This window comes from Paracoccus sp. pheM1 (assembly GCF_018499825.1).
Lineage (GTDB): Bacteria > Pseudomonadota > Alphaproteobacteria > Rhodobacterales > Rhodobacteraceae > Paracoccus > Paracoccus versutus.
The window spans coordinates 978,441-1,003,387 of sequence record NZ_JAGXCX010000002.1 but is presented as its reverse complement, the minus strand read 5'-3'; the positions used below and the strand labels follow the sequence as shown (position 1 = coordinate 1,003,387).

17 protein-coding genes and 3 pseudogenes are annotated in these 24,947 nt (G+C 66.1%); 8 read left to right on the top strand and 12 right to left on the bottom strand.

Features of this window, described 5'->3' with window-relative positions:
- Window positions 1-289: 289 nt before the first annotated feature.
- The 3 genes from KF941_RS19050 to KF941_RS19040 all read right to left on the bottom strand — a co-directional run bounded on the left by KF941_RS19050 (window position 290) and on the right by KF941_RS19040 (window position 4,749).
- Window positions 290-2,563, bottom strand: a complete 2,274-nt coding sequence (locus KF941_RS19050; protein WP_240540493.1) for an AAA family ATPase — start codon at window positions 2,561-2,563, stop codon at window positions 290-292.
- 334 nt (window positions 2,564-2,897) lie between these two features.
- Complete coding sequence (locus KF941_RS19045; protein ID WP_214274242.1) at window positions 2,898-4,055, bottom strand: hypothetical protein; 1,158 nt, start codon at window positions 4,053-4,055, stop codon at window positions 2,898-2,900.
- A 157-nt stretch (window positions 4,056-4,212) separates the two neighbouring features.
- Window positions 4,213-4,749: a hypothetical protein gene (locus tag KF941_RS19040; RefSeq protein ID WP_214274241.1), complete on the bottom strand. Its 537-nt coding sequence runs from the start codon at window positions 4,747-4,749 to the stop codon at window positions 4,213-4,215.
- A gap of 758 nt (window positions 4,750-5,507) precedes the next feature.
- Between KF941_RS19040 and KF941_RS19035 the strand changes: the two genes are divergently transcribed.
- Window positions 5,508-6,005: a hypothetical protein gene (locus tag KF941_RS19035; RefSeq protein ID WP_214274240.1), complete on the top strand. Its 498-nt coding sequence runs from the start codon at window positions 5,508-5,510 to the stop codon at window positions 6,003-6,005.
- A gap of 371 nt (window positions 6,006-6,376) precedes the next feature.
- Here the strand turns inward: KF941_RS19035 and KF941_RS19025 are convergent, their stop codons facing one another.
- Genes KF941_RS19025 through KF941_RS19015 form a run of 3 tightly spaced genes read right to left on the bottom strand, consistent with a single transcriptional unit; the run spans window position 6,377 to window position 10,438 of the window.
- Complete coding sequence (locus tag KF941_RS19025; RefSeq protein ID WP_214274239.1) at window positions 6,377-7,471, bottom strand: aminotransferase class I/II-fold pyridoxal phosphate-dependent enzyme; 1,095 nt, start codon at window positions 7,469-7,471, stop codon at window positions 6,377-6,379.
- A gap of 13 nt (window positions 7,472-7,484) precedes the next feature.
- Window positions 7,485-8,885: an FAD-linked oxidase C-terminal domain-containing protein gene (locus KF941_RS19020; RefSeq protein WP_214274238.1), complete on the bottom strand. Its 1,401-nt coding sequence runs from the start codon at window positions 8,883-8,885 to the stop codon at window positions 7,485-7,487.
- Window positions 8,882-10,438 carry an ABC transporter substrate-binding protein gene (locus KF941_RS19015; protein WP_214274237.1) on the bottom strand — a complete coding sequence of 519 codons (1,557 nt, stop codon included), beginning with the start codon at window positions 10,436-10,438 and terminating at the stop codon, window positions 8,882-8,884. The genes KF941_RS19020 and KF941_RS19015 overlap by 4 nt, the downstream gene beginning before the upstream one ends.
- Window positions 10,439-10,611: 173 nt before the next feature.
- Here KF941_RS19015 and KF941_RS19010 point away from each other — a divergent pair, with 173 nt between their 5' ends.
- The 3 genes from KF941_RS19010 to KF941_RS19000 all read left to right on the top strand — a co-directional run bounded on the left by KF941_RS19010 (window position 10,612) and on the right by KF941_RS19000 (window position 13,851).
- Complete coding sequence (locus KF941_RS19010; protein WP_036750767.1) at window positions 10,612-11,544, top strand: LysR substrate-binding domain-containing protein; 933 nt, start codon at window positions 10,612-10,614, stop codon at window positions 11,542-11,544.
- Window positions 11,545-11,625: 81 nt separating this feature from the next.
- Window positions 11,626-12,666 carry an aromatic ring-hydroxylating dioxygenase subunit alpha gene (locus tag KF941_RS19005; RefSeq protein WP_036750770.1) on the top strand — a complete coding sequence of 347 codons (1,041 nt, stop codon included), beginning with the start codon at window positions 11,626-11,628 and terminating at the stop codon, window positions 12,664-12,666.
- Between the two features lie 3 nt (window positions 12,667-12,669).
- A complete protein-coding gene (locus KF941_RS19000) occupies window positions 12,670-13,851 on the top strand; it encodes a 2Fe-2S iron-sulfur cluster-binding protein (protein ID WP_214274236.1) in 1,182 nt (393 codons plus the stop codon).
- A gap of 33 nt (window positions 13,852-13,884) precedes the next feature.
- Here the strand turns inward: KF941_RS19000 and KF941_RS18995 are convergent, their stop codons facing one another.
- Genes KF941_RS18995 through KF941_RS18980 form a run of 4 tightly spaced genes read right to left on the bottom strand, consistent with a single transcriptional unit; the run spans window position 13,885 to window position 18,365 of the window.
- The gene (locus KF941_RS18995) at window positions 13,885-14,928 is read right to left on the bottom strand and encodes a succinylglutamate desuccinylase/aspartoacylase family protein (RefSeq protein WP_214274235.1); all 1,044 of its coding nucleotides are present in this window, start codon (window positions 14,926-14,928) and stop codon (window positions 13,885-13,887) included.
- Entirely contained in the window at window positions 14,925-16,550 is a 1,626-nt protein-coding gene (locus KF941_RS18990; RefSeq protein ID WP_214274234.1) for an ABC transporter ATP-binding protein, read from the bottom strand. Before KF941_RS18990 ends, KF941_RS18995 begins: the two co-directional genes overlap by 4 nt.
- A gap of 4 nt (window positions 16,551-16,554) precedes the next feature.
- Window positions 16,555-17,412 (bottom strand): ABC transporter permease, encoded by an 858-nt coding sequence (locus tag KF941_RS18985; protein WP_214274233.1) that lies wholly within the window; start codon window positions 17,410-17,412, stop codon window positions 16,555-16,557.
- Between the two features lie 2 nt (window positions 17,413-17,414).
- The gene (locus tag KF941_RS18980) at window positions 17,415-18,365 is read right to left on the bottom strand and encodes an ABC transporter permease (protein WP_214274232.1); all 951 of its coding nucleotides are present in this window, start codon (window positions 18,363-18,365) and stop codon (window positions 17,415-17,417) included.
- A 168-nt stretch (window positions 18,366-18,533) separates the two neighbouring features.
- On the opposite strand from KF941_RS18980, the gene KF941_RS18975 reads away from it, so the two are divergent.
- The gene (locus tag KF941_RS18975) at window positions 18,534-19,229 is read left to right on the top strand and encodes a GntR family transcriptional regulator (RefSeq protein ID WP_214274231.1); all 696 of its coding nucleotides are present in this window, start codon (window positions 18,534-18,536) and stop codon (window positions 19,227-19,229) included.
- A 277-nt stretch (window positions 19,230-19,506) separates the two neighbouring features.
- On the opposite strand, the pseudogene KF941_RS18970 reads toward KF941_RS18975, so the two are convergent.
- Window positions 19,507-20,653 (bottom strand): annotated as a pseudogene (locus KF941_RS18970) (IS701 family transposase); the annotation flags it as partial.
- A 154-nt stretch (window positions 20,654-20,807) separates the two neighbouring features.
- Between KF941_RS18970 and KF941_RS18965 the strand changes: the two are divergent.
- Both KF941_RS18965 and KF941_RS18960 read left to right on the top strand, forming a co-directional pair.
- Window positions 20,808-22,007, top strand: a pseudogene (locus KF941_RS18965) (IS701 family transposase); the annotation flags it as partial.
- Between the two features lie 211 nt (window positions 22,008-22,218).
- Window positions 22,219-22,598 (top strand): annotated as a pseudogene (locus KF941_RS18960) (IS5 family transposase); the annotation flags it as partial.
- Between the two features lie 599 nt (window positions 22,599-23,197).
- Here KF941_RS18960 and KF941_RS18950 read toward each other — a convergent pair.
- Window positions 23,198-23,791, bottom strand: a complete 594-nt coding sequence (locus KF941_RS18950) for a recombinase family protein (RefSeq protein WP_240540492.1) — start codon at window positions 23,789-23,791, stop codon at window positions 23,198-23,200.
- A gap of 252 nt (window positions 23,792-24,043) precedes the next feature.
- On the opposite strand from KF941_RS18950, the gene KF941_RS18945 reads away from it, so the two are divergent.
- On the top strand, window positions 24,044-24,925 hold the full coding sequence (locus KF941_RS18945; protein ID WP_214274229.1) for a LuxR C-terminal-related transcriptional regulator: 882 nt from the start codon (window positions 24,044-24,046) through the stop codon (window positions 24,923-24,925).
- The last annotated feature ends 22 nt before the right edge of the window (window positions 24,926-24,947 follow it).

Genomic DNA, 24,947 nt, shown 5'->3' with positions numbered 1-24,947 from the left:
TCTTTTGTGCCTGATCTTTCTCTTTTTTGAGCTGGTTGCGCTGTGGGCCGCATTACCCGCCGCGTTCTTGGTTTTTTGTCTTTTGGTTCTTTGCTCTCTTTCTTTTTTATCCCGTGGGAATGGAGTGGGCGGCGGACGGTGCCCGCCGCAGGGAGTGCCGTTTTTGGTTTTAATGTTTTGAACCGGCGGCTTTGCCGCCCTCTTTGGTTTTTTTGTCTTTCGTTTACGAAGGGGGTGCTGTTCGACGAGGTGACGCACGATCGTATGGGATGGGCGTCACCCTCTGTATCTATTGCAGTTGCGGCGCAGGGTGCGCGTTAGGGCCTTCGTCTGGTGCGGCGTCTCGCACACGCGCGAGCCAGTCCTCCACCTCGGTGCGGCCCATGTCGCGCGATGCCATCAGGGCTTCGGCCATCTCCTCGAGCAGGGCGCGATGGACGCTGAGGATCTGGGTGGCGCGCTTCTCCGCGGCTTCGAGTTCGCGGCGGACACGGAACAGCACGTCAGAGTCCAGGGCCAGCAGTGTGTCGGGATCGGCGGTCCAGACCGGACCCTGGGCCCCGAGTCCAAACCGCGTCTGGATCGATGTGGCGATCATCGTCGCGTTGGCGAGGTCGGAATCCGCACTGCCGCCGGCACCAGCCGAGACATCGCCGAGGACCAGGCGCTCGGCCGCGCGGCCGGCCAGCAATTGCACCAGACGATCCTGCATATCCGCCAGGAGGCCATGTTTGGCATCTGCGTCGAACACCGTGCCGCCTCCGCCATCGCGGTTGAGAAAGATGCGGCGCACCGGGCCGAGACGAAGGGCGGCGCAGGCGATGGCGTGGCCGCATTCATGCAGGGCGACGCGGCGGTCGATTTCGGGATCATGCGCGATGCTGAAGATCTGGCGCAGATCGTCGAGGGTCATGGCGCGCTTTTGCCCTCGCGCCATCGCCCGGGTTTGCCGGATGACGGCATCGACATCGGCCGCGGAGCAGCCGACGGCGCGCGCGGCGAGATCGCGCAGATCGGCCTCGCGCCAGTCCGGCAGGCAATGCCGGAAGACGCTGAACAGACCCTCGGCATCCGGCAGGGGCAGGGAGACTTTCATGTCGAACCGTCCTGGCCGCAGCACGGCGGGGTCGATCAGCTCGGGGTGATTGCAGGTGCCGACGACGATGACGCCCTCTTCCCGCGCGACGGCGTCCATCTCGGCGAGGAAGGTGTTGATGACCTGGGTGCGGTAGCTGTGATTGTGGCGATCCCGATCGCGATCCTCGCGGGAACCGACGGCATCGATCTCGTCGATGATCAGCACGGTCGGTGCTTTGGCACGCGCCTCGCGGAAGGTCCGGCGCATCTCGCGCAGCATGTCGCCGAGATGTCCTGCGGCTTGCCATTCGCCGAAGGTGCCGGTCACGACGCTGAACCCTGCGCTGTTGCCCATGGCGCGGGCGATCCAACTCTTGCCGGTGCCGGGCGGGCCGTAGAGCAGGAGCGTCCGCGTCAGGTCCGGCCAGCCGACCTCGCCGGTCTTCCATGCGCGCAGGTCGCGCACGATCTGCCGCGCCGCGCGCAGTGCCGGGGTGTCGCCGTGGATGTCCTCAAGCCAAGGCCCATCGGCTGCGGCGCGTGGCGCCCTGACCGTGAGGGCTGCGATCCGTTCGGCGACCTCCTTCGCGGTCGGCGCGCGCATCGCCAGACCAAGGGCCAGCGGCTCCAGGTCAGACAGCGCGGCACCGTCCGGCAGGGCGGCGCGGACCGCGGTCTCGTCGATCCGGCCGGTGGCGCTGTGCGTGGCGCGCAGGGCGATGATCAGGATCTCCGCCGACAGAGGCGCAAATGCCCGTCGCTGGACTGGCGGGTGGCGCAGCACCTCCGGGGCTGTCGCCACGTCCGGCAGCAGGATCAGGATCGGCACCCGCATGTCGATCGCCGTGGCGAGTTCCGCCGCAAACCCGCGTTCGGCGTGTTGGGAAACCTTGCCGCTCATAAGCTCCGGGCCCAGCACCAGCAGACAAGGCTTGTCGCGAGGCAGCCGGCCCATGGACATGGCCAGTGACCAGCCCGCCGGCAAGGCATGCGGCAGCAGCTTCTTGAGCGCATCGATCAGATTGCCCGGAATGCCTTCGATCACGGTGATCGCGCCCGGCACCAGCATCGCATCACGGACCTCGAGGCTGCCGATACTGGCGGCAAGGCGCAGCAGCGGGATGAGCTTGCCAGCAGGCAGCCGGATGCGGGGCTGTGACGCGCCATTGGCGGCGGTCGCGGCAGGATCGCCTCCGGCTTCCGCGATTGCCTCGTATTCCTCCGGGGAGACGTTCTGCGCGGCGGGGCTGGTGTTCAGCGCATCAAGCGCGCCGGATCCCGGAGGCGACATGGCGGTCTCCAGAAACTCGGGCTGGTCCATGTCTTCCGGGTCGAGTGCCGGATCCCATGACGGGGTCAGCCTCTCGGCCAGATCGGTCCGCAGGCGGTGGATGGCATGACGGGCCAGGGAAGCCCAGGGCGCGGGATGACGGGTTCCGAATTTGGGGTCAGGATTGGTGGACGGGGTAAAGATTGTCTGGGTCATGGCGGGATTCCGGGCATGAGAGGGAGGGCCATCCGGATCTCCGGATGGCGGCAGGATCGGTCGCAGAGAGGGGCGCGATCCCGCGGAGCGGGATGCGGTGACGGTGTCAGGTGTGAGGCCGGCGGGGATCCGGAAACCTTCAGGGTTCGGGGGTGCTTGGCCCGTTCGGATCCGGACTTCGGGATGCAGGTAGCAGGAAACCTCGGCATGCCTTTGGCGCGGCATGGCTTCCGGATCGCGGTGAGACGCGCAGGCGCTCGCCCGGCCGCAGGGGTCATCCGGATCGGCGAAATGGTCTCGTCATGTGATCCGGAACGACCCGCCCTGGCCCCCGTTACCCGGTCAGGCCCCAATGACGGTCCAGGATCGGGAGGCGATCACGGCACGCGGCGGCACGATCCTGCGGCGTGTCGTCCGGATTCCGGGTGGCGGCTTCGGCGTCCGCGTGGGGCTCTGGATCAGGATGCGGTGTTTCCGGATTATTGCCCCCCGCGATCTGACCCTGGTCGGACAGATCATTCGGAGTCCGGATGCAGGCACCTGTGGCAACCTCAGCCTCGATCCCGTCCAGGGTCTGCTGAAGGATGGAAAGGCTGCCTGGCCTGTAGATCTCGGACACGACATTCATCAGATCCGCGTATTCCGGATGCGAAACCACGGCGTCCGGATGTGCGCGTTTGAGGAACGCATGGGCGGCTTTCTCTCGGGCGCAGGCATCATGGCCGGTCGGCATGGCCACGACCCGGAGAACCTCGACTTCAGCGTTCTTCGGCAAACCAAGTTGATGTTTGTGACGCTTTACGGGATGGGAAGAATACCCCAGTTTGAGATAGTGCCTCCTGGTTCCCGGATGACGGATGTCGAGCAGGTAGATATAGCTCGGCTTGGCAGTCCAGGATTGTCCGCATCCCGCGCAGTCGCACTGGCCCCATTGAAGATTGGCGCGAGCAATGCGCTGCTCGTGTCCGCAGCCGTGGCGGTAAAGCCGGTAGCTCGGATTGCCCTGCGGAGCGCGCCCGAGGCGCGTCCAACCGAACCGCAGCGCTTCGGCTTCTTCGCGATAGACTAGGCAAGTCTCGCAGCGGGCCGCAACTTCGCCGGATGCGACACGTTCAACGAAGCTGAACTGGCGCCGAACCTCGTGGCCGCAGGGTAGGCCATAATAGCCATAGTGGCGGTGATTCGTATCCCGGCCGAGCCAGGTCAGGCCGGCGGCGATGGCGGTTGCGCGCCAACGCGCTTCGATACAATGCGGGCACAAGGGCTGCGCGGTCATGACCACGGAGTGGCGCGCCACATGGACCCCGCCACAGGTCTGGCAGTGCAGAGCGACATGCAGGCGGTCGCGAACGCGGGCGATCAGGGTGAAGCCTTTGCTCCGCGCCGCATCGGCCCAATGGGTATGAAGTTTGCCAGGATGGATGACGAGCGGAAGGTCGGAGACCGAAAGCAGGTCGTGGAGGACGTGCGAAGACAGGATGGTCGTGGACATAAGAAGTCCTCCCGAAAACAGGATGAGAAGATGAAGCCACACCTCGGGCGCACGCAGGACGTGCGACCAGGAGCCGGTGGCGGAAGAAATGTGACAGGTGCGCGGCTGTGGCTGCCCATCTGTGATGGGCGCCCAAGTAGTCAGATATGTGGGGCGATCAGGCTGCGGGCGCCAGCATGAGATTGGACGCGTCCGGTTCGATAGCGAGATGGTCCGCCTCGATCATCCCCGTAAAATCCGGGAGGCGCGCAAGGGCGTTCAGATGCTGCTGGAAGGCCGCAACCATCTGGTCAACGCGCCGTGCAACGGGGCCATCACCGGCACAGCGGAACAAGTGCGGGAAGCGGTCGGGCAGGGCGAGAATGTCCCGAACCTGCTGTGGGCTGTCGCTCTCGATCAGCATCTGTGCCAGGTCGGCGCTGCGTTTGAGAGGCAGATCCTCGCGGCGGCAGGTCGGCGCAACGCGCAGCGCGCTGATCCCGTCCAGCACCCGCACCCGGGCACGCTCGGCATCCCGGATCCACGCGTCGCAGGCCGGATCCCAGCTGTCGCAATGCTCAAGGTCACGCTCAGCCTCGATATAATCCGCGAGGTCGCGCATCACCGCCGCAAACTGATGCGTGACGGGCGTATGCGTGAACGCGCTGCTGGCTTCCGGAAAGGCAGGTGCCGTGATAGGCGTGTGAATAGCCATGAGTGATCTCCCTAAAGATCGTTGTGGTCAGAGCTTTGGTGAGGGGCCCTAATCCCTTGCCAAGGCTCGCTCAATATGACTATATGACACTGAATAGTCAAGTAGTAAAATTGAGAAAGATTCGAAATGGCGAAAATGGGTCGGCCACCTGCGGATACCGAACCGGTGACCATACGTATGGACCGGGAAATGTTGCGCGCGATCGATGATTATCGAAGGGAGCAGGCTGATCTGCCATCGCGTCCTGAAGTGGTGCGGCGCGTGATGGCGGAGTGGTTGGCGCGGCGTGCTGCTGAAGGACCGGAAACGTAAGAATCGAGCTTCGAAAGCGGCACACCTCAGAGTAGGGCAGGGCAACCTTATCCGCGATATCGGATTAGCAAAATCCGAAACCAAGCTTCAATTTCATCGACGGGGTATGCTTTGAGCAGCCGGTGCTATCTGACCGTTGATCATTGGATCAGGCCTCTTCCGGTGGCCTGACCAATTCGACGTGGCTCACGCCCAAGGCCTGGGCCAATTCGTAAAGCGTGATCACGGTCGGGTTTGGGTTGATTGTAGCGCCAAATCATTGCTTGCCCTTTGACTGTCAGGGCAATCATAGTTCCGGTGGCGTCGTTTGATCCCTACGATCTTTCTCCCACGTGCGCTACAGGTTTAGAAAACTGCGTAGAGTGAATCAAACCGTCAATATCAACCCCGACAAAACCAGAATCACCCTGTAATGATACCGCCGCTACGGCGGTAATATAGCCGAGGTGTTCAGCGACCTCTTTTCCGGCGAGATCGATAAGGTTGTCGATGCCTACTGTGTCATGCTGCAGGAGAGCTTGGCGAAAAGTGACGACACTGAGTTGCAGGCGGCGCTCAACCGCGCCCGGCTCCAGGAAAGAATCCTGGCCGGCGCCCTGATGGTTGATCAGGCACAGGCGTGCGAGTTGCTTGGCCTATCTGCGGCGAACCCCTCCGCCACGATGAAGCGCAAGGAAGACAAGCGGGAGATCCTGCGGTTCACGGCCGATGGTCGTGCCGCCTATCCGCTGTTCCAGTTCGACGTCGAGGGTCGCCGCATCCACCCGGCGATGGCGAGGCTGATCGCGTTGAAGCCCCGGACCTGGAGCGATTTTCGCCTGCTGCACTGGCTGACGCGACCACGTCTCGATTTCGGCGCTGTGCTTGCCGAACGGCTCGGCGTCGAGGCTGATGCCGTGATCGCTGCATTCGAGCGTGAGATCGTGCCTGCGGAGCATGGCTGATGCGGTTCGACCTGACGTTTCCCGACCCGTCCATCATACGGGTCGGGAAGGAAGCCTATGTGATGCTCGACGCGGGCACCGAACTGTATCGCATCCATCCCGCCCTTTACAAGGCCGAGCAGTTTAACCCGACCGCCACTAGCGATGCGCGCTTCTCTCAGATCCGGGATGCCGAGGACACGATCATCCCGACGATCTACGCGGCGCAGACGTTTGCCTGCGCGGCTTGCGAAATCATCCTGCGCTGCCCCGACACCCCGCCCGTCGATCCCAAGACGATTCTGTTCCTGAGCGTGGTGTCGGTTTTGGCTGAGGCAGTCACCGGCGATGTTCCGGTAGGCTCTGGTTGCGGTGCCGTGCCTGCGGGCAGACTAGGGCAAGGCTTCCAGAAAGGCATCGTTCTCGGCCGGGGTGGCGATGGTGACGCGGGCCCAGTCCAGGAAGGGTGGCTCCTGCCAGCCCTTGATCAGCACGCCCCGGCGCCGCAGCGTCTCGACGAAATCCGCGGCAGGGCAGGGTGTGCGGAAGAAGAGGAAGTTCGCTTGGCTCGGGACCACTGCATAGCCGGTTGCAGCCAGCGCCCCGGACAGGCGCGCGCGTTCGGACCGGGCCAGCGCGACGGTGCGGGCCAGATGTGCCCCGTCCTGCAGAGCAGCCAGCGCGGCGGCCCCGGCGAAGGCGTTCACGGCGAAGGGGTTGCGGGTCTTGCGCAGCGCCCGCGTCAGCCCGGGCGACGAGCAGAGCCCATAGCCCACCCGCGCCCCGGCCAGGCCGTATGCCTTGGAAAAGGTGCGCAGCGAGATCCAATCGAGCCCCGCCTCGCGCATGATGGCGCAGGGATCGAAGGCCAGCGCGGGGTCCAGATATTCGCGATAAGCCTCGTCGAAGACCACCAGTGTGCCCTGCGACACCGCCTCCATCAGCGCGCTGAACTCTTCGAGCGACACCGCCGGACCGGCCGGATTCGAGGGCGAGGAGAAGATCAGCACCCGCGCCGGCTGGCGCAGCGCCTCGACTAGGCCCGGCAGGGGAAAGGACCAGTCCTCGGCGAAGCGGACCTTCTCGACCCGGGCGCCGAACGCCTGCGCGCCGAATTCGTGCAAGCCGAAGCTGGGGCAGATCGTCACCACCCGGTCGCCAGGGCGCAGCACGGCGCGATAGATCGCCCCGATCAGGTCTTCGGAGCCGTTGCCGACGATCACCGCCTCGGGGTCGATGCCGGTTGCCGCGCCGATGGCCTCGCGCAGGGCCAGGTCGGCCGCGTCGGGATAGCGCCAGATCCCGGCGGCACAGTCGCGCATCGCGGCGATGGCGGCGGGGGCGGGGCCCAGCGGGTTCTCGTTGCTGTCGAGCTTGGCCCGCGCCTCGACGCCATAGACCGCGCGAAAGCGGTTCAGCGCCAGACCGGCGTTGTAATCCGCCAGCGCGGCGATTTCGGGGCGGATCAGGGACGTGTCCTGCGACATGCGGTTTTTGCCTCTAGAGATCGAAAATCTTGCCGGGGTTCATGATGCCCCGCGGGTCGACGGCCTGTTTCAGCCGCCGCATCAGTTCCAGCGCCGGGCCGTGCTCGGCGGCCATGTAGTCCTTTTTTCCCAGGCCTACGCCATGCTCGCCGGTGGCGGTGCCCTCCATCCCCAGCGCGAGTTCCACCAGGCGGGCGCTGATGCGCTTGCCAAGCGCCAGCTCGGCCGGGTCGCTTGCGTCGAACAGCAGCACAAGGTGGAAGTTGCCGTCGCCGACATGGCCGACCAGCGGCGCGACCAGCCCGGTTTCCGCGATCTCGGCCTTGATCGCGGCGATGCACTCGGGCAGGCGCGACAGCGGCACGCAGACATCGGTGGAAAGCCCGGTGACGCCCGGCCGCAGCGCCCGCGTCGCATAAAGCGCGTCATGGCGGATGCGCCACAGCTTCGCGGCGTCCTCGGGCGTCTGCGCCAGCTCGATGCGCGACGCGCCCGCGCTCTCGGTCAGGTCGCGAAACAGCGCGACGTCATGCGCGACGGCGGGGTCCGAGCCGGTAATCTCGACCCAGAGCGTCGGGCTTTCGGGCAGGTCGGTGCCGGAGTAGGCGTTGATCGCGCGCATCTGCAACTCGTCCGCCAGCTCGATGCGGCTCACGCCCAGGCCGAATTGCAGCGCCTCGACCACGCAGCCGGTGGCGGCGTTCAGCTCGGCAAAGCTGCACAGCAGCGATTGCGCGGCGGCGGGGATGCCGAACAGCCGCAGCGTCAGCTCGGTGATGACGCCCAGCGTGCCCTCGGCCCCGACGAACAGATGCGTCAGGTCGTAGCCCGAGGCGGACTTGCGCGCCCGCCCGCCGGTGCGGATCACCTGGCCGTCGGGCAGCACCACGGTCAGCCCCAGCACCAACTCGCGCATCGAGCCGTAGCGGACCGTCGTCGTCCCCGAGGCGCGGGTCGAGGCCATGCCGCCCAGCGTCGCATGGGCGCCCAGGTCGACCGGAAAGAACAACCCGCAATCGCGCAGTTCCTCGTTCAGGCGCTGGCGGGGGGTGCCGCATTGCACGATGCAATCCATGTCCTCGGCATGGACCGCCAGCACCCGGTCCATGCCGGACAGGTCCAGCGTGATGCCGCCTTGCGGGGCCAGCACCTGTCCTTCGATCGAGGAACCCGCGCCGAAGGGGATGACGGGCGCGCCGTGCCGATGGCAGATCGCCAGCGCCTGCGAGACCTCGGCCGTGTCGTGCAGCAGCAGCACGGCGTCCGGCGGCGCGGCGGGCAGCCAGCTTTCCGCCGCGCCGTAATGCGCCCGCGCCGCGGCCGAGGTCAGCAGCCGCTGGCCGAAGATCGGGCCGAGTTCGGCCAGCGCGGCCTTGACCGCGCCGACCGGGGTTTCGTGGGCGTCAAGGCTCATTCCGTGAACCACCAGCGTTCGGAGGCGCGGGCACCGTCCAGTTCCCAGTCGTTGCCCAGCTCGGCATGGGCCACCTTGTCCGAGGTGGCGTCCAGGAAATCGGCCCAGAGCGGGGCGATCATGCCGCCATCCTCGGCGATCAGCGACTGGCATTCCCAGTAGAGCTGCCGGCGCTTGGCCTCGTCCTTTTCGCCACGCGCGGCCAGCAGTGCCTTGTTGAAGGCCTCGTTGTCCCAGCCGGTCTCGTTCCAGCTGCCGATGCTTTCGCGGGCATAGGCCAGCGTCAGCATCATGTCCTCGTTGACGCGGCCCGACCATTTGGTGGCGAACATCGGGCGCTTGCCCCAGATGTTCGACCAATAGCCGTCGTCCGGCTCGCGCTTGACGTCGATGGTGATGCCGGCGCGGGAGGCCTGCTCGGCATAAAGCTGGGCCATGTTGGTCGCGCCGGTAAAGGGCGCCTCGGCCACATGCAGCGGCACGGTCAGGCCCGAGACGCCGGCCTTGTCCAGCAGCGCCCTGGCCTTGTCGGGGTCGTAGGCATGCTGCGGCAACTGCGGGTCGAAATCGGGATAGGCCTCCGAGATCGGCTGGTCGTTGGCGATCGAGCCATAACCCGACAGGATCTTGTCCAGCATCTCCTGCCGGTCGATGGAGAGCTTCAGCGCCATGCGGACATTCGGATCGGCGAACAGCGCATCCTTGCAATTCATGCTGAAGGCATAGTGCTGCTTGCCCTTGGTCTGCAGCAGCTTCACGCCGGGCATGGCGCTGAGCAGCATGGCCGTCGCCGTATCCGCCGCGCCGATGGCGTCGATCTGCCCGGTCTGCAGGGCGGTGGTGCGGGCGTTCACATCGGCGATGGCATGGATCTCGACCGCGTCGAAATGGGCGCGGCCTTCCTTCCAGTAGTTCGGGAAGCGCTTCACGAGGCTGCGCACGCCCGGCTCGAAATTCTCCAGCACATAGCCGCCGGTGCCGATGCCCTTGCCGAAATCCTTGTCCCCGGCCGGCACGATCAGCAGGTTGACGAGCGCCATCAGTGCCGGGAAGCCGGAATTCGGCCCGTTCAGGCTGATGCGCACCTCGTTCGGGGCAGTCGCCGCGATGTCGGTGATCGTTTCCAGCAGGGACTTGACCTCGGACACCGTGTCCGGGCCGCGATGCAGGTTCAGCGAATAGACCACGTCGTCGGCGGTCATGGTCTTGGCATTGTGGAACTCGACGCCCTGGCGCAGCTTGAAGGTCCATTCGGTCAGCTCGGGGTTCGAGCCCCATTCGGTGGCCAGCTCGGGGATCAGCTTGCCGCCGGGGCCGACTTCGACCAGGCAGTTGCGCAGCTGGTATTGCAGCTGCATCATGAAGCGCGTCTCGTTCAGCTGCGGGTCCAGCGTGTCGGCGCTGTCGAAATCGGCCACGGCGACGCGGAAGGTGCCGCCCTTGCGCGGCGCATCCTGCGCCAGCACGGGCAGGGGCCGCAGGCCCAGCGTGGCCGCCGCGGAAAGCGCCCCTGCACCCAGCAGCACGGAACGCCTGGTAAACAAACTCGCCATCGGATCTTTCTCCCTGATCTCGTCCCGCCTGCCGGCCGTGCCTGGTCGTTGACGGGAACCTGTTTTTATGACTGACCTAAACGCTAGACTCGGGCCCCATGTCGGACAAATCAGTTTGCGTGGTGCGCGCGACAGTTCAGCTAAACTATCGAATCCAGCCAGGACCTTTCGCCATGAACCCGACGCTGCCGCCGTTGCGTGCCTTGCAGGCCTTCGAATGCTTTGGCCGGCTGGGATCGGTCAATGCCGCGGCGCGGGCGCTGGGGGTGACGCCGGGCGCGATCAGCCAGCAATTGCGGCTGCTTGAAGAGCATGTGGGCGTGGTTCTGCTGGTCAAGGACGGGCGGCGGGCGACGTTGACCCCGGCCGCGCGGGCCTATCACGAGCTGATATCGCAGGGCTTCGGACGGCTGATGCTGGCGCAGGACTATATCCTCGCGCACAAGCAAAGCGAGGAGCTGACCATCTCGGGTTTCCCGACGCTGATGCAGAAATGGCTGAATCCCCGCCTGCCCGAATTCCAGGCGACTGCCCAGGACCTGGCCATCCGCGTGATCTCGACCCATCAGGAACCCGATCCGCATATGCTGGAGCAGACCTTCCGCCTGACCTACGGCGAGGCGGCGCGGCGCTATCTGCACAGCCGCGCCCTGTTCACCGACTGCTGCTTTCCGGCCTGTTCGCCCGAATTCCTGCAACGCCATCCCGAGGCGCTGGATCCCGCCGTCCTGGCCCGCCTGCCGCTGATCGGCATCGACTGGGGCGGCGGCTACACGACCGAGCCGCATTGGCGCGACTGGTTCGAATCGCAGGGCCTTGGCGAGCTGCCGCCGATCCGCCCCGTCGCCGTCCATTCCATGTCCAGCCTGGCGCTGGAGGCGGCGATCGCCGGGCAGGGCGCGGTTCTGGCCCAGGGCTCCTTCGCCGCCGAGGACATCCGCGCCGGCCGGCTGGTCCGGCTGTCCGAGGCCAGCCTGCACATGCCCGACCCCTATTTCGTCTGCTGGGGCCCGACGACGCTGGACCGCCCCGTGGCGCGGGATTTCCTGAACTGGCTGATGCGCGCCACCAAGCCGCTGCGCAGCCGGACGGTTCAGTCCAGCTAAACGATCTGGCTGCGCTTCTGCGCTGAACGCTTCGGCATTCGCCTATACATTTGCCGAAACGCAGCCACATAAGGTGCAGCCATGTTCCTCAAGAACGCCTGGTATGTCGCGGCCTGGAGCCATGAGATCACCGACAGCCTTCAGCAGATCCTCGTCCTGGGCGAAAAGATCTGCATCTTCCGCAACAGCCAGGGCGAGGTGATCGCGCTCGAGGATGCCTGCCCGCATCGCAAGCTGCCGCTGTCCAAGGGCCGCATCAAGGGCGACAATGTCGAATGCGGCTATCACGGGCTGACCTTCGACTGCGCCGGGCAATGCGTCTGGGCGCCGGGCGGCGGGCGCATCCCCTCGGCCGCCAAGGTGCGGCCCTATCCGGTGCATGAGAAATACGGCCTCGTGTGGATCTGGATGGGCAACGCCGCCATTGCCGATGCGGACGAGATCATCGACATTCCGAATTTCGACAGCCCGGACTGGGGCATCAACTGCGGCGCCGCGATGGAGCTGCGCTGCAACTATCTGTTGATGTGCGACAACCTGCTGGATCCGACCCATGTCGCCTGGGTCCATGAAAGCAGCTTTGCCCAGGACGCGACGCGCGACACGCCGCTGAAGGTCACGCGGACCGAAAACGGCGTCATCGTCCACCGCTGGATGATGGATGTCGAGCCGGCGCCCTTCTACAAGAAGATCGTCGAGTTCGACGGCAATTGCGACCGGCTGCAGCATTACGAGGTGCGCTATCCCGCCCACGCCCTGATCCGCGCCGTCTTCACCCCGGCGGGGACCGGCGGGCCGGACGGCACGCTGCACGAAAAGACCTTCGTCATGGACAGCTACAACTTCATGACGCCGACGACCGAGACCGAGACGCGCTATTACTGGTTCCAGCTGCGCAACATCCGCCCGCATGACGAGGAACTGTCGAAGATGATGTCCGAGGACGTGCGCCACGCCTTCGAGGAGGACCGCGCCGTGCTGAACGAGGTGCAGATCGGCATGGCCAGCAAGACCTCGCCGCATATCGACCTGTCCATCGACGCCGGCCAGCTGCGCTTCCGCCGCCAGCTCGAGGCGATGATCGCCGAAGAGCGCATGGTCGACGAGAAGATGAGGGCCTGATCCATGGCCGATCCGTTCCGCCGCTTCCGCCTGGCCCGCAAGGTGCCGGAAAGCGCCTGCATCACCTCGTTCCATCTGGTGCCCGAGGATGGCGGCCCGCTGTGGGACATGCGGCCGGGCCAATACCTGACGCTGCGGATCCCGGCGGCCTCGGGGCCGGTGCTGCGGACCTATTCGCTGTCGGCGCTGCCCGAGGGGCGGGACCATCACCGCATCAGCGTCAAGCGCGAGCCGCAGGGGCTGGGCTCGCGCTGGCTGCACGACCAGCTGGCCGAGGGCGAGGTGATCGAGATCGCCCCGCCGCGCGGCGGCTTCGTGCTGGACGAGGCCAGCACCCGGCCGGTGCTGCTGCTGGCGGGCGGTGTCGGTCTGACGCCGCTTCTGGCCATGCTGCACCGGCTGGCGACGGGGGCGCGGCGGGTGTTCTTCGTGCAGGCGGCCGAGAACGGCGAGGTGCACGCGCTGCGGGACGAAGTGGCGGCGCTGGCCGCAGGCTCGGGCGGGCGGATCATCGCACGCACGGTCTACCGCGCCCCGACCGAGGCCGACCGCGCCGCGCGCCGCTTCGATGCCGAGGGCGTGGTGGACCGCGCCTTCCTGCAATCCCTGCTGCCGCTGGACGATTACGAGGTCTATCTCTGCGGCCCGACACCCTTCATGGTGGCGATGTGGAAGCTGCTGACGGGCTTGGGCATCGCCCCCGCCCGCATCGCATACGAGTTCTTCGGCAAGGGCGGCTCGCTGGCCGCGCTGGCGGCCGGGCCGGGGCCGGCATCCGCACCCGTGCATGGCAACCGCATCCCGGCGCGGGCGCCCAAGTCCCTGGCCAAGCTGGAATTCCTGACCGATCCCGATGCGCTTGGCCTGCCCGATGCGCTGCCCGGCACGGTGGCCGAGGCGACGGCCAAACAGGCAGAACCGACCGAATCCGGCGCCGAGGTGGTCTTTGGCCGCTCGGGCCTGACCCTGCCCTGGAACGGCGCCAGCCGCACCATCCTGGAGCTGGCCGAGGCCGCGGGACTGGAGCCCGAGTTCAGCTGCCGCGAGGGAATCTGCAACACCTGCCGCTGCGCCATCCGCGAGGGCGCGGTGGAATATGTCACCGATCCGCTGGACCCGCCGGGGCCGGGGCAGGCGCTGATCTGCTGCTCGCGCCCGGCGGGGCGGGTGGTGCTGGACCTGTAGGAAAGGGGGCGGTGTATCCGCCCCCTTTTCGTTTCAGCCGATGCGGCGGTCCAGCGCCTCGGGCGCGATCTCGGGGCCGATGACGAACAGGTGGTCGCCATGGCCGACCAGCCCGTTGCGGCGGCGGATCAGCACCCGACCCGCGACCGGCGCCGTCAGTACCTGCGGCGCCTGCGTGATGTCGAAGAGGTCGTAGAGTTTCGCGACCGGCTGCCCCTCGGCCACCTCGTCGCCCAGTTCGACCAGCGGCTCGGCCAGGGCGTGGCGCATGGCGGTGACTTGGCGGCCGCCCGCGCCCAGGTCGACGAAGCGGGTCTGGCAGGCCGGGCCCGTGGCCAGCCGCTTCGTCGCCTCGGGCGCCACGATCCCTTCATGCGCCAGCAGGTTCAGGATGCCGTTCCAGCCATGGCCCAGCGACCGGGGCGAGACCTGCGCCATGCCGCCCAGTTCGCAGGAGATCATGGCGCAACCCGCCGCCAGCGCGGCGCTGTCCAGGTCGCCCCCGGTGCTGCCCAGACCCACGACCATGGTCCAGGGCAGGCCGAAGGCGCGGGCCAGCGCCGCCCCGCGCCGGTCCTGGGCCGGATCGCCGGTCAGCGTCAGATAGGCGGCGTCGAGGTAATTCGTCGTGCCGCCGCCGGAATGCAGGTCGATCACCAGCCCGGCGCGCGGCAGCAGGTGGCGGTTCAGGAACCCCGCCAGCGCCCGCGTCGGCCCCTGTCCCGTCGCGCCGGGAAACACCCGGTTCATGTTGCCGCCGTCCAGCGGCGAGACCCGCGTCCGCGCCATCACCGCCGGCATGTTCAGCGCCGGCACCAGGATCAGCCGGCCGGCGACATCCTGCGGCTCCAGCGCCTCGAACAGCCGGCGGGTGATCAGCTGCCCCTCGTATTCGTCGCCGTGATTGCCGCCGACCACCAGCGCCGTCGGCCCCTCGCCGCCGGCAATGACGCCGATGGGGCTGCGGATCACGCCGAAATCGTGCCGGTCGTCGGAATGGCTCAGGTCGATCCAGCCCGAGGCCTTGCCGGGGGCATCGAGGTCGAGTTCGCAGGTGACGGTGTCGTAGCGGTTCATGCGGCGCCTTTCTCTTGCATCTGTCGCTGCCCCAGCAGGCGGGTCAGCCAGTCCGGGTCCATCTCGGGGACCGAGGACAGCAGTTTCTCGGTATAGGGATGGTGCGGCGGCTGGAACATCTGCGCCTTGGGGCCCTGTTCGACCACCGCGCCGTTCTGCATCACCACCACCTCGTCCGCGATGGAACGCACGGTGGCCAGGTCGTGGGTGATGAACAGATAGCTCAGCCCCATCTCGCGCTGCAAACGGTCCAGCAGGCGCAGGATGCCCTCGGCCACCAGCTGGTCCAGCGCGCTCGTCACCTCGTCGCAGATGATGAGCTCGGGCTCGGCCGCCAGCGCGCGGGCGATGCAGAGCCGCTGCTTCTGCCCGCCGGAAAGCTCGCCCGGCAGGCGGTCGATGAAGCGGTCCGGCTCCAGCTCGATCTGGTCCAGCAAGTCGCGGATGCGGTCCTCTTTCTTGCGGCCGCGCAGGCCCAGGAAGAACTCCAGCGGCCGGCCCAGGATCTCGCGCACCCTGTGACGCGGGTTCAGGGCGGTGTCGGCCATCTGGTGGATCATCTGCAGCCGGCGCTGCAGGGCGCGTGGCCGGTTGCGGGACAGCGGGTCCAGCACCTGCCCGTCGAAGACCACCTTTCCCGCGCTCGGCGGCAGCAATCCCATCACCACCCGCGCCGTGGTCGACTTGCCCGAGCCGCTTTCGCCGACCACCGCCACGGTGCGGCCGCGCGGCACGCTGATCGAGACGTCGCGCAGCACCGGATGCACGCCGTAGCTGGCCGAGACGCCCGCGATATGCAGGACCGGCTCCGGCGCGGCCGGCGCATTGCGCGGCGCGGGCTGGAAGTTCCGCACCGCCCAGAGCGAGCGGGTGTATTCCTCGCGCGGGGCGGCCAGCATCTCGCGGGTCGGGGCTTCCTCGACCTCCTCGCCCTTCAGCAGCACCTTGATGCGGTCGGCCATCTGCGCCACCACCGCCAGGTCGTGGGTGATGTAGATCGCGGCTGCGTCGTGGCGGCGCACCACCTCGCGGATCGCGGCCAGAACCTCGATCTGCGTGGTCACGTCCAGCGCCGTGGTCGGCTCGTCGAAGATCAGCAGCTCGGGGTGGCAGGACATGGACATGGCGGTCATCGCCCGCTGCAACTGCCCGCCCGAGACCTGATGCGGATAGCGCGCCCCGATCCGCTCGGGATCGGGCAGGCGCATCTCGCGATACAGCGTGACCGCCTCGGCCTCCGCCTGGGCACGGGGCATCAGGCGATGCTGGACCGGGCCCTCGCAATATTGCGCGATCAGCCGCCAGGCCGGGTTGAAGGCGGCGGCCGAGGATTGCGCGACATAGGCGATGCGCCGGCCCTGCACCTGCCGCAAGAGCCGCGCATCCGCCCCGGCCAGGTCCAGCCCGTCGAAGCGGACCTGTCCGCCGGTGATGCGGCAGCCCGGCTTGACATGGCCCATGGCGGCCAGCCCCAGCGTCGATTTCCCGGCGCCGGATTCGCCGATCAGGCCCAGGATCTCGCCCCGGTTCAGGTTCAGGTCCACGCCCTTGACGATCTCGGTCCGGCCCTCGCGGCTTTGCGCCTCGATGCACAGGCCGCGGATCTCCAGCAGTCGTGTCATCCTGTCACTCCTTCAATCCGCTGGACAGGTGCAGCACCCAGTCCACCACCAGGTTCACCGCCACGGTCAGCAGCGCGATGGCGCCGGCCGGCAGCAGCGGCGCCAGGCCGAAGGTCGCCGCCTGCCAGCTGGAGAAGTTGGCAAAGGCGATCAGCTTGGCGCTTTCGCGCACCATCGAGCCCCAGTCCGCCGTCGGCGGCTGCAAGCCCAGCCCCAGGAAGGACAGGGCCGAGATGAACAGGAAGACGAAGCAGAATCGCAGGCCGAATTCCGCAATCAGCGGCGCGCTGGCATTGGGCAGCACCTCGCGGCGGATGATCCAGCCCAGGCCCTCGCCGCGCATCCGCGCGACCTCGATGTAATCCATGGTCAGGATGCCCTGGGCCACGGCCCGCGACAGCCGGAACACCCGCGTGCTGTCCAAGACCGCGATCACCAGCACCAGCGCCACGACCGAGGTGCCGGCGATGGTCAGGATCAGCAGCGCGAAGATCAGCGAGGGCACCGCCATCAGCACATCGACCAGGCGCGAGCTCGCCGTCTCGAACCAGCCGCCGAGGGTGGCGGCCAGCAGCCCGGTGCCGGCCCCCAGCGCAAAGGCGAGGATGGTGGTCAGCAGCGCGATGCCGACCGTGTTGCGCGCGCCATAGATCATGCGCGACAACACGTCCCGGCCCAGCATGTCGGTGCCCAGCCAATGCTCGGCCGACCAGGGCAGGTATTTGGCGCCGACGATCGCCGCCTCGGGATAGGGCGCCAGCAGCGGCGCAAGGAGCGCCACCACGGCATAGGCGGCGATCAGCGCCATGCCGATCCGGGCCGAAAGCGGTGCCGTCCGCAGGGTCTTGAGCAGAGCGTTCATGCCTACCTCGGATGCAGGAGTCGGGGGTTCGAGACGATGCCCAGCACGTCCGCCAGCAGGTTCAGCACGATATAGGTGGCGGCGAAGATCAGGCAGGCGGCCTGCACCACCGTCATGTCGCGCTTGGCCACGCTGTCGACCAGCAACTGGCCAAGGCCGGGATAGACGAAGACCACCTCGACCAGCACCACGCCGACGATCAGATAGGCCAGGTTCAGCGCCACGACGGTGACGATGGGCGCCACCGCATTGGGCAGGGCGTGGACGGCGATCACCCGCCAGCGCCGCAGCCCCTTCAGCTGCGCCATCTCGATATAGGGCAGGGCCAGCAGGTTGACGATGGCGGCGCGCGTCATGCGCATCATATGCGCCATGACGATCAGCACCATGGTCAGCGCCGGCAGGAAGGTCACGTAAAGCCGCGCCCCCAGCCCCATGCCGGGCGAGACGGTGGCCAGGCTCGGGAACCATCCCAGCCAGGCCGAGAACAGCAGGATCAGGATATAGGCGACGAAGAATTCGGGAAACGAGATCACCGCCAGCGTCGAGGTCGAGATGAAGCGGTCCAGCGCCGAGCCGCGGTAAAGCGCCCCCAGCAGCCCTAGGCCGATGGCCAGCGGCACCGCGATCACCGCGGCATAGCCGGCCAGGAAGAAGGTGTTTGCCACGCGCTGCCCGATCAGTTCGGCGATGGGGCGCTGGTTGGCCAGCGACAGGCCGAAATCCCCGGTCAGCGCGCCGCCGAGCCAGTGCAGATAGCGCAGCAACGCCGGGTCGTTCAGGCCGTTCCTTTCGCGAAAGGCGGCCAGGGTCTCGGGCGTCGCGGACTGGCCCAGCACCTCGCTGGCGATATCCCCAGGAAGCAGCTCGACGGCCCAGAAGATCAGTGCCGAAACGATAAGCAACGTCAGCGCGCCGATGGCAAACCGGCGCAGGACCAGCTTTAGGATCATGGGTTCCTTGCTCTCTTATGGCTGGGCTTGGGGGTGGATATGACTAGGTATAATGACAGCCCCGCGCCACAGGTCCAGCCTCGCTTAGGTTAGCTGGCCTGTCGGACATGTTAGAGACACTGCGGATGGTTTTGTGCTCATCTGGGGCCAGCAACGCCAAGGTTCAGCATGTGCACGACGACCAGTTTCCGCGTCATCAAGGCGGATATCCTGCGCCGCATCAGCGGTGGCGAATGGCCGCCGGGCTCGCTGCTGCCGAACGAGCTGGCGCTGGCGCGGGAATTCGGCGCGGCCAGGGCCACCGTCAGCCGCGCCATGCGCGAGCTGGTCGACGACGGCATCGTCGAGCGCAAGCGCAAGGCCGGCACGCGGGTGCGGCCGGTGCCGCTGCGACAGGTGCGGCTGGACATCCCGCTGGTCCGGGTCGAGGTCGAGGCGCAGGGTTCCAGCTATCGCTATGCGCTGGTTTCCTCGGAGACCGTGCCGGCGCCGAACTGGCTGCGCGCGCGTCTGGACCTGCGCCAGGGCGCCGAGATGCTGCACCTGGTCTGCCTGCATCTTTCGGACGGCCATCCCTACCAGCTCGAGGACCGCTGGATCAACCTGGGGGCCGCGCCGCAGGCCCGGCAGGCGGATTTCTCGACCCTGGGGCCAAGCGAATGGCTGAGCCGGCAGATGCCCTTCTCGGACATCGAGATCAGCTTCTCGGCCAGCGCCGCCGAGGCGGAGCAGGCCCGGCAGCTGAGTTGCGCCGTGGGAGACCCGCTGTTTCGCATCGAGCGGCAGACCTTCTGGGAGGGCCGGCCGATCACCTTCGTGCGCATGGTCTATCGCTGCGGCCACCGGCTGATCGCCCGGTATTGAAGGACGGAACGGGTGATCCGGTTGGTATTTGCTATGGTCCTTCTTGAAGGAAGCAGGGGCGGCGGCAACGAATCTAGCATTACAGTTGCGTTTTCAGCTTGATATGAGCCTGTCTTGCCGCGGCCTGATGCGCCCTTCGCCACAATGACCATGCGATGATCTGTGCGGGCTGGATTTGACGCTGTGTCATGCGATTGGCGATGCGGCGGATTTCCCGGATAGACCACCGGATCAGGGGTGGAGGCGCGGGTTGCGCATCGTTTTTGGGGGGTGCGACATTGGCATGATGGCGGATGACGGCCATCATGGCGTAGGCAGCATGACCAGGGAAACATGGCGGTGCCAGCCGTGCCACGAGCGCGTCTCGTTGTGATCGAGGCCAAACTCGTTCTTCGCGGTCTCGAAACTGTCCTCGATCGCCCATCGGTGACCCTCGATCCGCACCAGAGTTTCCATAGGCGTGCCCTGCGGACACTAGGTTGAGAAGAAGGCCAGATCGCCGTCAGAGATATTGCGGCGGATCAGCAGACCTCGGGTCCAGAGCTCGCCGAAATTCGCGTCGAAATCCGCAGCATCGAGGTCGGCCAGTTCGATATAGGCCCAGTCATGAAGGCGCTCTCCCTTGGTTCCTGTGCCAGCCGATAAGCGCTGCCAGGCCTCCGGGGGCAGGTCTGCGGCGATATCCCTGGCGGTTCCGGCAACGGCATAAGGCTTGCCCCAGGAGTTGAACGCATGCTTTGCGCTGACCCCAAGCACATATCCCTTGCCAGCACGCCGCAGCGCCATCTCGATATCACCGACCCCATAGACGCTGTCGGCGGCCACCCAGGAAAACGGCACCCCTGTTGCCAGCGCCCGCTCGATCATGGCACGGGCAATCGCGGGTTTGGTAGCGAAGCCGAGTTCCTGCGGCGCATGGGTCTTGCGGCGCCGTTCGGGATCGTCCGCCCAAGCCGTCGGCAGATAGAGCGCCCGGTCAATGAAGGCGTGCCAATGGTGCGAGACATAGGCGGCAAAGACCCCGATCTGGCAATTGGTGATCTTGCCCGCCGAGCCGGTGTATTGGCGTGCAACACCACAAGAGGCATGACCCTGCTTCAGAAAGCCGGTTTCGTCTATGACCAGCACCGCACCCGGATCGGCCAGGGTCTCCAGCGCATAGTCGCGCACGATGTCGCGCAAGGCATCGGCATCTCAGGGAACCCGACCGAGGATCGCCTGCTGCCGCCAGGGGCCCTTGTCGCCGGCGGCTTCCGCCCGCATCCATCCGGTCTTGCGCCGCTCGTTCCCCAGCAGGCCATCAAGAAACTGACGGGCCGATACCGCAACCCGCTCCTGCGTGAACAGCACCCGCATCCGCGACTTCACCTCCCGAAGCGACGAAGCCCAGACCTCCGCGTTTCCTCGACAGGCAATCCCGCCATCCATGATCTCATCCAAATCATGGTAACCTTTTGATTCAGAGATCAGATGAAAACGCAACTGTAATGCTAGCACTACTTTGGCAGAAGTGCATTTTCAGGATTCCCAAGAGTCACTTGCAGTGATTCATAGAGTGCCAGCTTGTGGAGGCTGGCGATGGCGGATGATTGGCGGGACGATCTGACGGAGTGGCTTCGTCCCTTTGTAGCAACATTGGGCGACCGTCGCCGGGCGCGGATGTGTCCGGCTTACGTTGAGGGGCTGATTGGTCCTGGCGATCGCAAGAGCGTGCAGCCCATGGCGATGCGTTCGCCCGGGATTGGCTATGATCAACTTCATCATTTTATTGGTGCCGCGCTGTGGGACAGCGCGCCGCTGGAGAAGGAACTGTGCCGGCAGGCAGACGCCTTGGTTGGTGGCAGCGATGCCTGGCTGATTATTGATGATACCGCGTTGCCCAAGAAGGGGCGTGCCTCGGTTGGGGTAGCACCGCAATACGCGTCGGCGCTCGGCAAGAACGCCAACTGTCAAACCCTTGTGTCGGTGACGCTGGCATCAGGCGAAGTGCCCGTGATGATCGGGCTTCGGCTGTTTCTGCCCGAGAGCTGGACCAGTGATCCGGCGCGCATGGATCGGGCAAAGGTTCCTGACGAGGCGCGCACCTACCGTAGCAAGCCGGAGATCGCATTGGCCGAGATCGACCGTGTGCGCAGCGCAGGTGCGCGCTTTGGCGGCATCCTGGCCGACGCCGGCTATGGCCTGTCTGGCCCGTTCCGGCAGGCGCTCACCGAGCGTGGACTGACCTGGGCCGTTGGCATCCCTCACAAGCAGAAGGTCTACCCGGCCAACGTTGCCCTGATCTTCCCGGTCGCCGGTCGCGGGCGACCGCGCAAGAACCATGTCCCCGATGTCCCATCTCGCCCGGCGCAGGAGATACTTGAGAATGCGAAGTGGCAGGTCGTGAGTTGGCGGCGCGGCACGAAAGGCAGGCTCTCAGCCCGGTTCGCTGCCATGCGTGTCCGTGTCGCCGACGGACCGCCGCAGCGCATTGGCAATCTTGGCCAGCAGCATCTGCCCGGCGAGGAGGTCTGGCTGGTCGGCGAGCACCGTTCCACCGGCGAGCGCAAATACTACCTCAGCAACCTGCCGGCCGACACACCGCTCAAGAAACTGGCCGGGGCCATCAAGGCCCGTTGGGTCTGTGAGCAAGCCCATCAGCAGCTCAAGGAAGAGTTGGGCCTTGACCACTTCGAGGGCCGATCATGGCAGGGCCTGCACCGACATGCGCTCATGACCATGATTGCGTTCTCCTTCCTGCAAGCCCGACGCCTGAAGGCAGCGGGTCGGAAAAAAAAAGGCCCCAGCTCCCCCGCCGCAACCGAGCCTACCAGCTATCAGGCAGACGATCTTGATCCAGTTCAGTCAGCCGCCGCCCAACTGTCCCCACTGCCGTAGGAAGTGGCGAAAAATGCTCAACAGACTTCTGCCAAAGTAGTGCTAGGTCGTGTTGACAAAAGGGATTCCGCTGGTCGGCGACCTATGCTTCAAGCTCATCTCTACGTAGGAGATGATCTTGGCGCGCAACCTGATATCCGACGATGAGTGGGCCTTCTTCGAGGGCTTCATTCGTGCCGTCCGGCACCCGAATGGGCGGAAGCCTGCGGATCATCGTCTTGTTCTGGATGGTATTTTCTGGATCGCGCGAACCGGTGCGCCTTGGCGCGACCTGCCCCAGGAGTTCGGCAAGTGGTCGTCGGTCTACCGTCAGTTCCGCCGCTGGACCTTGGCGGGGCTGTGGGAGGATATCCTGGATGCGCTGAACCACGCGGGGATTGCGCCGGACAAGCTGCAGATGGTCGACAGCACAGTGATCCGGGCGCATCATCATGCGGCGGGCGTAAAAGGGGGGCTCCGAAAGAGGCTCTTGGCCGTTCGAGAGGTGGGTTTGAACCGCTCCGGGTTTTCCGAAGGCTCCATGTGTGGATGCCCCGGTTCATGCAAGGGCAAATTCGTGCCGCCGGGCATGTGATCGGGTGCGGTCATGTGTCAGGCCTGTCGATACGGCGATGTGGTTGCCGCCGGCCGTCATGGAGATACGCGGAGCAGGCGCAAATCAACTCAGCGAGCTTTTCGCTCTTGGAGCCTCGGTGCTTTTCCTGGTCCCGATCAGTCCGATCATTTGCCCTTGACGTTCACGACCTCCTCACATGCCCACCTCTCCTGATCTCGCGGGGACTGAGCTCTTGCTCAAGCGGCTGCGAGGCCGGGATCCCGATAGTCTTCTTCGCCTCACTCCGCACCGAACCGTCGCGCGGACCGGTCACCGGCGCCGAAGGTGGTGCAACGACAAGCGCCGCGAACATCGGCTCCGACGCCGTTTCGGCAGTCAGCGCGAGCTGGCCCGACGCCAGCTTCTTGCGCCAATCATAGATCTGCCAGCGCGTCACCGCGTGCCGACGGGCGACGTCCGAAACCCTTGCCCCGGGCACCAGGCTCTCGGCAGCGATCCGCTCCCGTTCCGGCTCGCTCCGAAGACGGCGACCAGATTACCCCTCCAAAACATTAATCATGCCCGCGTAGCTCTGGAAGATGCGGCGCACGATGGCGACCTCCTCCGGGTTGATCTCGCGATCACCGCGCTTGATCTCGCCATCCTCGGTCAGGCTGCGCAGCACCGTATAGCCGAAGGCATTGCCGCCGCCGGACTTGCCGGACTCGACGCGGCCGCGCAGGCCCCGGCGGATCTTGGCGGCGAGGTTCTTCAGGAACAGCGCGTTCATCGTGCCTTTCAACCCGATTTGCATCTCGTCGATGCGGCCCTCGGCCAGGGTCTCGATGGCGACGCCGGCGAAGGTCAGGTTCTGGTAAAGCGCCGCGATATCGGGCTGGTTGCGGCTGAGGCGGTCGAGGGCTTCGGACAGCACGACGTCGAAGCGCCGCTCGCGGGCATCCTGCTGCAGGCGCTGGATGCCGGGACGCATCGGCGAGGCGCCGGAGGTGGTGGCGGCCTCGTAGCTGCCCACGATCTGCCAGCCGGCGCGGGCGGCGTGCTCGCGGCAGAGCCGGATCTGGTCCTCGATCGACGAGGCCGATTGCAGGTCGGAGGAATAGCGGGCGCAGATGACGGCGCGCAAGGTCATGGGCGGATCTCCGATGGGGCAGGCTGCAGCTTGGCGGTGAAGGAACGGTGAGGGAAAGGGGAGCGGATTGCGGGATGGCTCTGCAACCCGGGCCAGCAACGCCACCCGCGCTGGAAACGCGGCCAACATTGCACTAACAATCAAAATGGACCCGCCAGCGGGGGCTGATCATCCGCGCTGTCGACGGCCAGAACAGCCACAGCCTTGCCACACCAAGATCTTGCCTTTGGCATACCCCGCCAAAGGGACAGGTTGCCGGGTTTCGTGACAGCGGGTAATCTTTTTCCCGACCCGTGGCAGACCGCTTCAGGCCCTCATGGCACCTGTGACATCATGCGCAAGCTGATCGAATCCCCTCCGACGCGTAAGCGGCTGAAGGAGATTTTTCTTGATCGCTACCAGCGGCAGCAACATCCTCCCGAGATGCTGAACTGTGTCGCGCATATGATCCTGGCCATCGACCAGCCCGACGAGATGGTCATGGTCGCGCTGGAGTACATGTCACGCCGGCTGGGAACGTGCCGCGGCGATTTGGGCTTTCCGTCGCCGCGCGATGCGATCTATGCGCCGGTGGTGGTGCATTACAATGACAGCACCGATCCCTTGCGCTGCGACGATGCGACCTATCGCAACCACAGCATGGTGTTCCGGCAGGCTTGGGGGCAGCCCGGCCCGGTGGTCTGCGACGATGTTGCCTCGCACCCGCTGCTGGCGGACAGCCGCGACGAGTTCTTGGCTATCGAAAGCCGGTCGATCCTGTTCCAACGCCTGTCTTTTGCGCATCGGACCGTCGGTATCATGTGCCTGGACTATACGCATGACGCCCATGCCTGGACCGATGCCGACAAGGGCTTCGTGCGCGAGTTCACCACCGTTTTTCTCGGGCCGCTGGCCGGGATCAGCCACCACTGGCACGGCAAGACCGGTGCGCTGGCTGATGGTCCTTCGCGTCGGCCTTCGCAGGCCGAGCTGGAGGCGATCCGGCTGGCCGCGCAGGGGCTGAGCTGCGACGAGATCGGAGAAGTGCTCGGCAAGTCCGGCCGAACCATCGAGAACCAGCTGCGCAATGCGCGCATCGGCTTGCAGGCGGCTAACCGCGCCGAGTTGATCCGCAAATGCGAGGTCTGGCTTTAGGTCCAGGGCCGGCCCTGGGCGC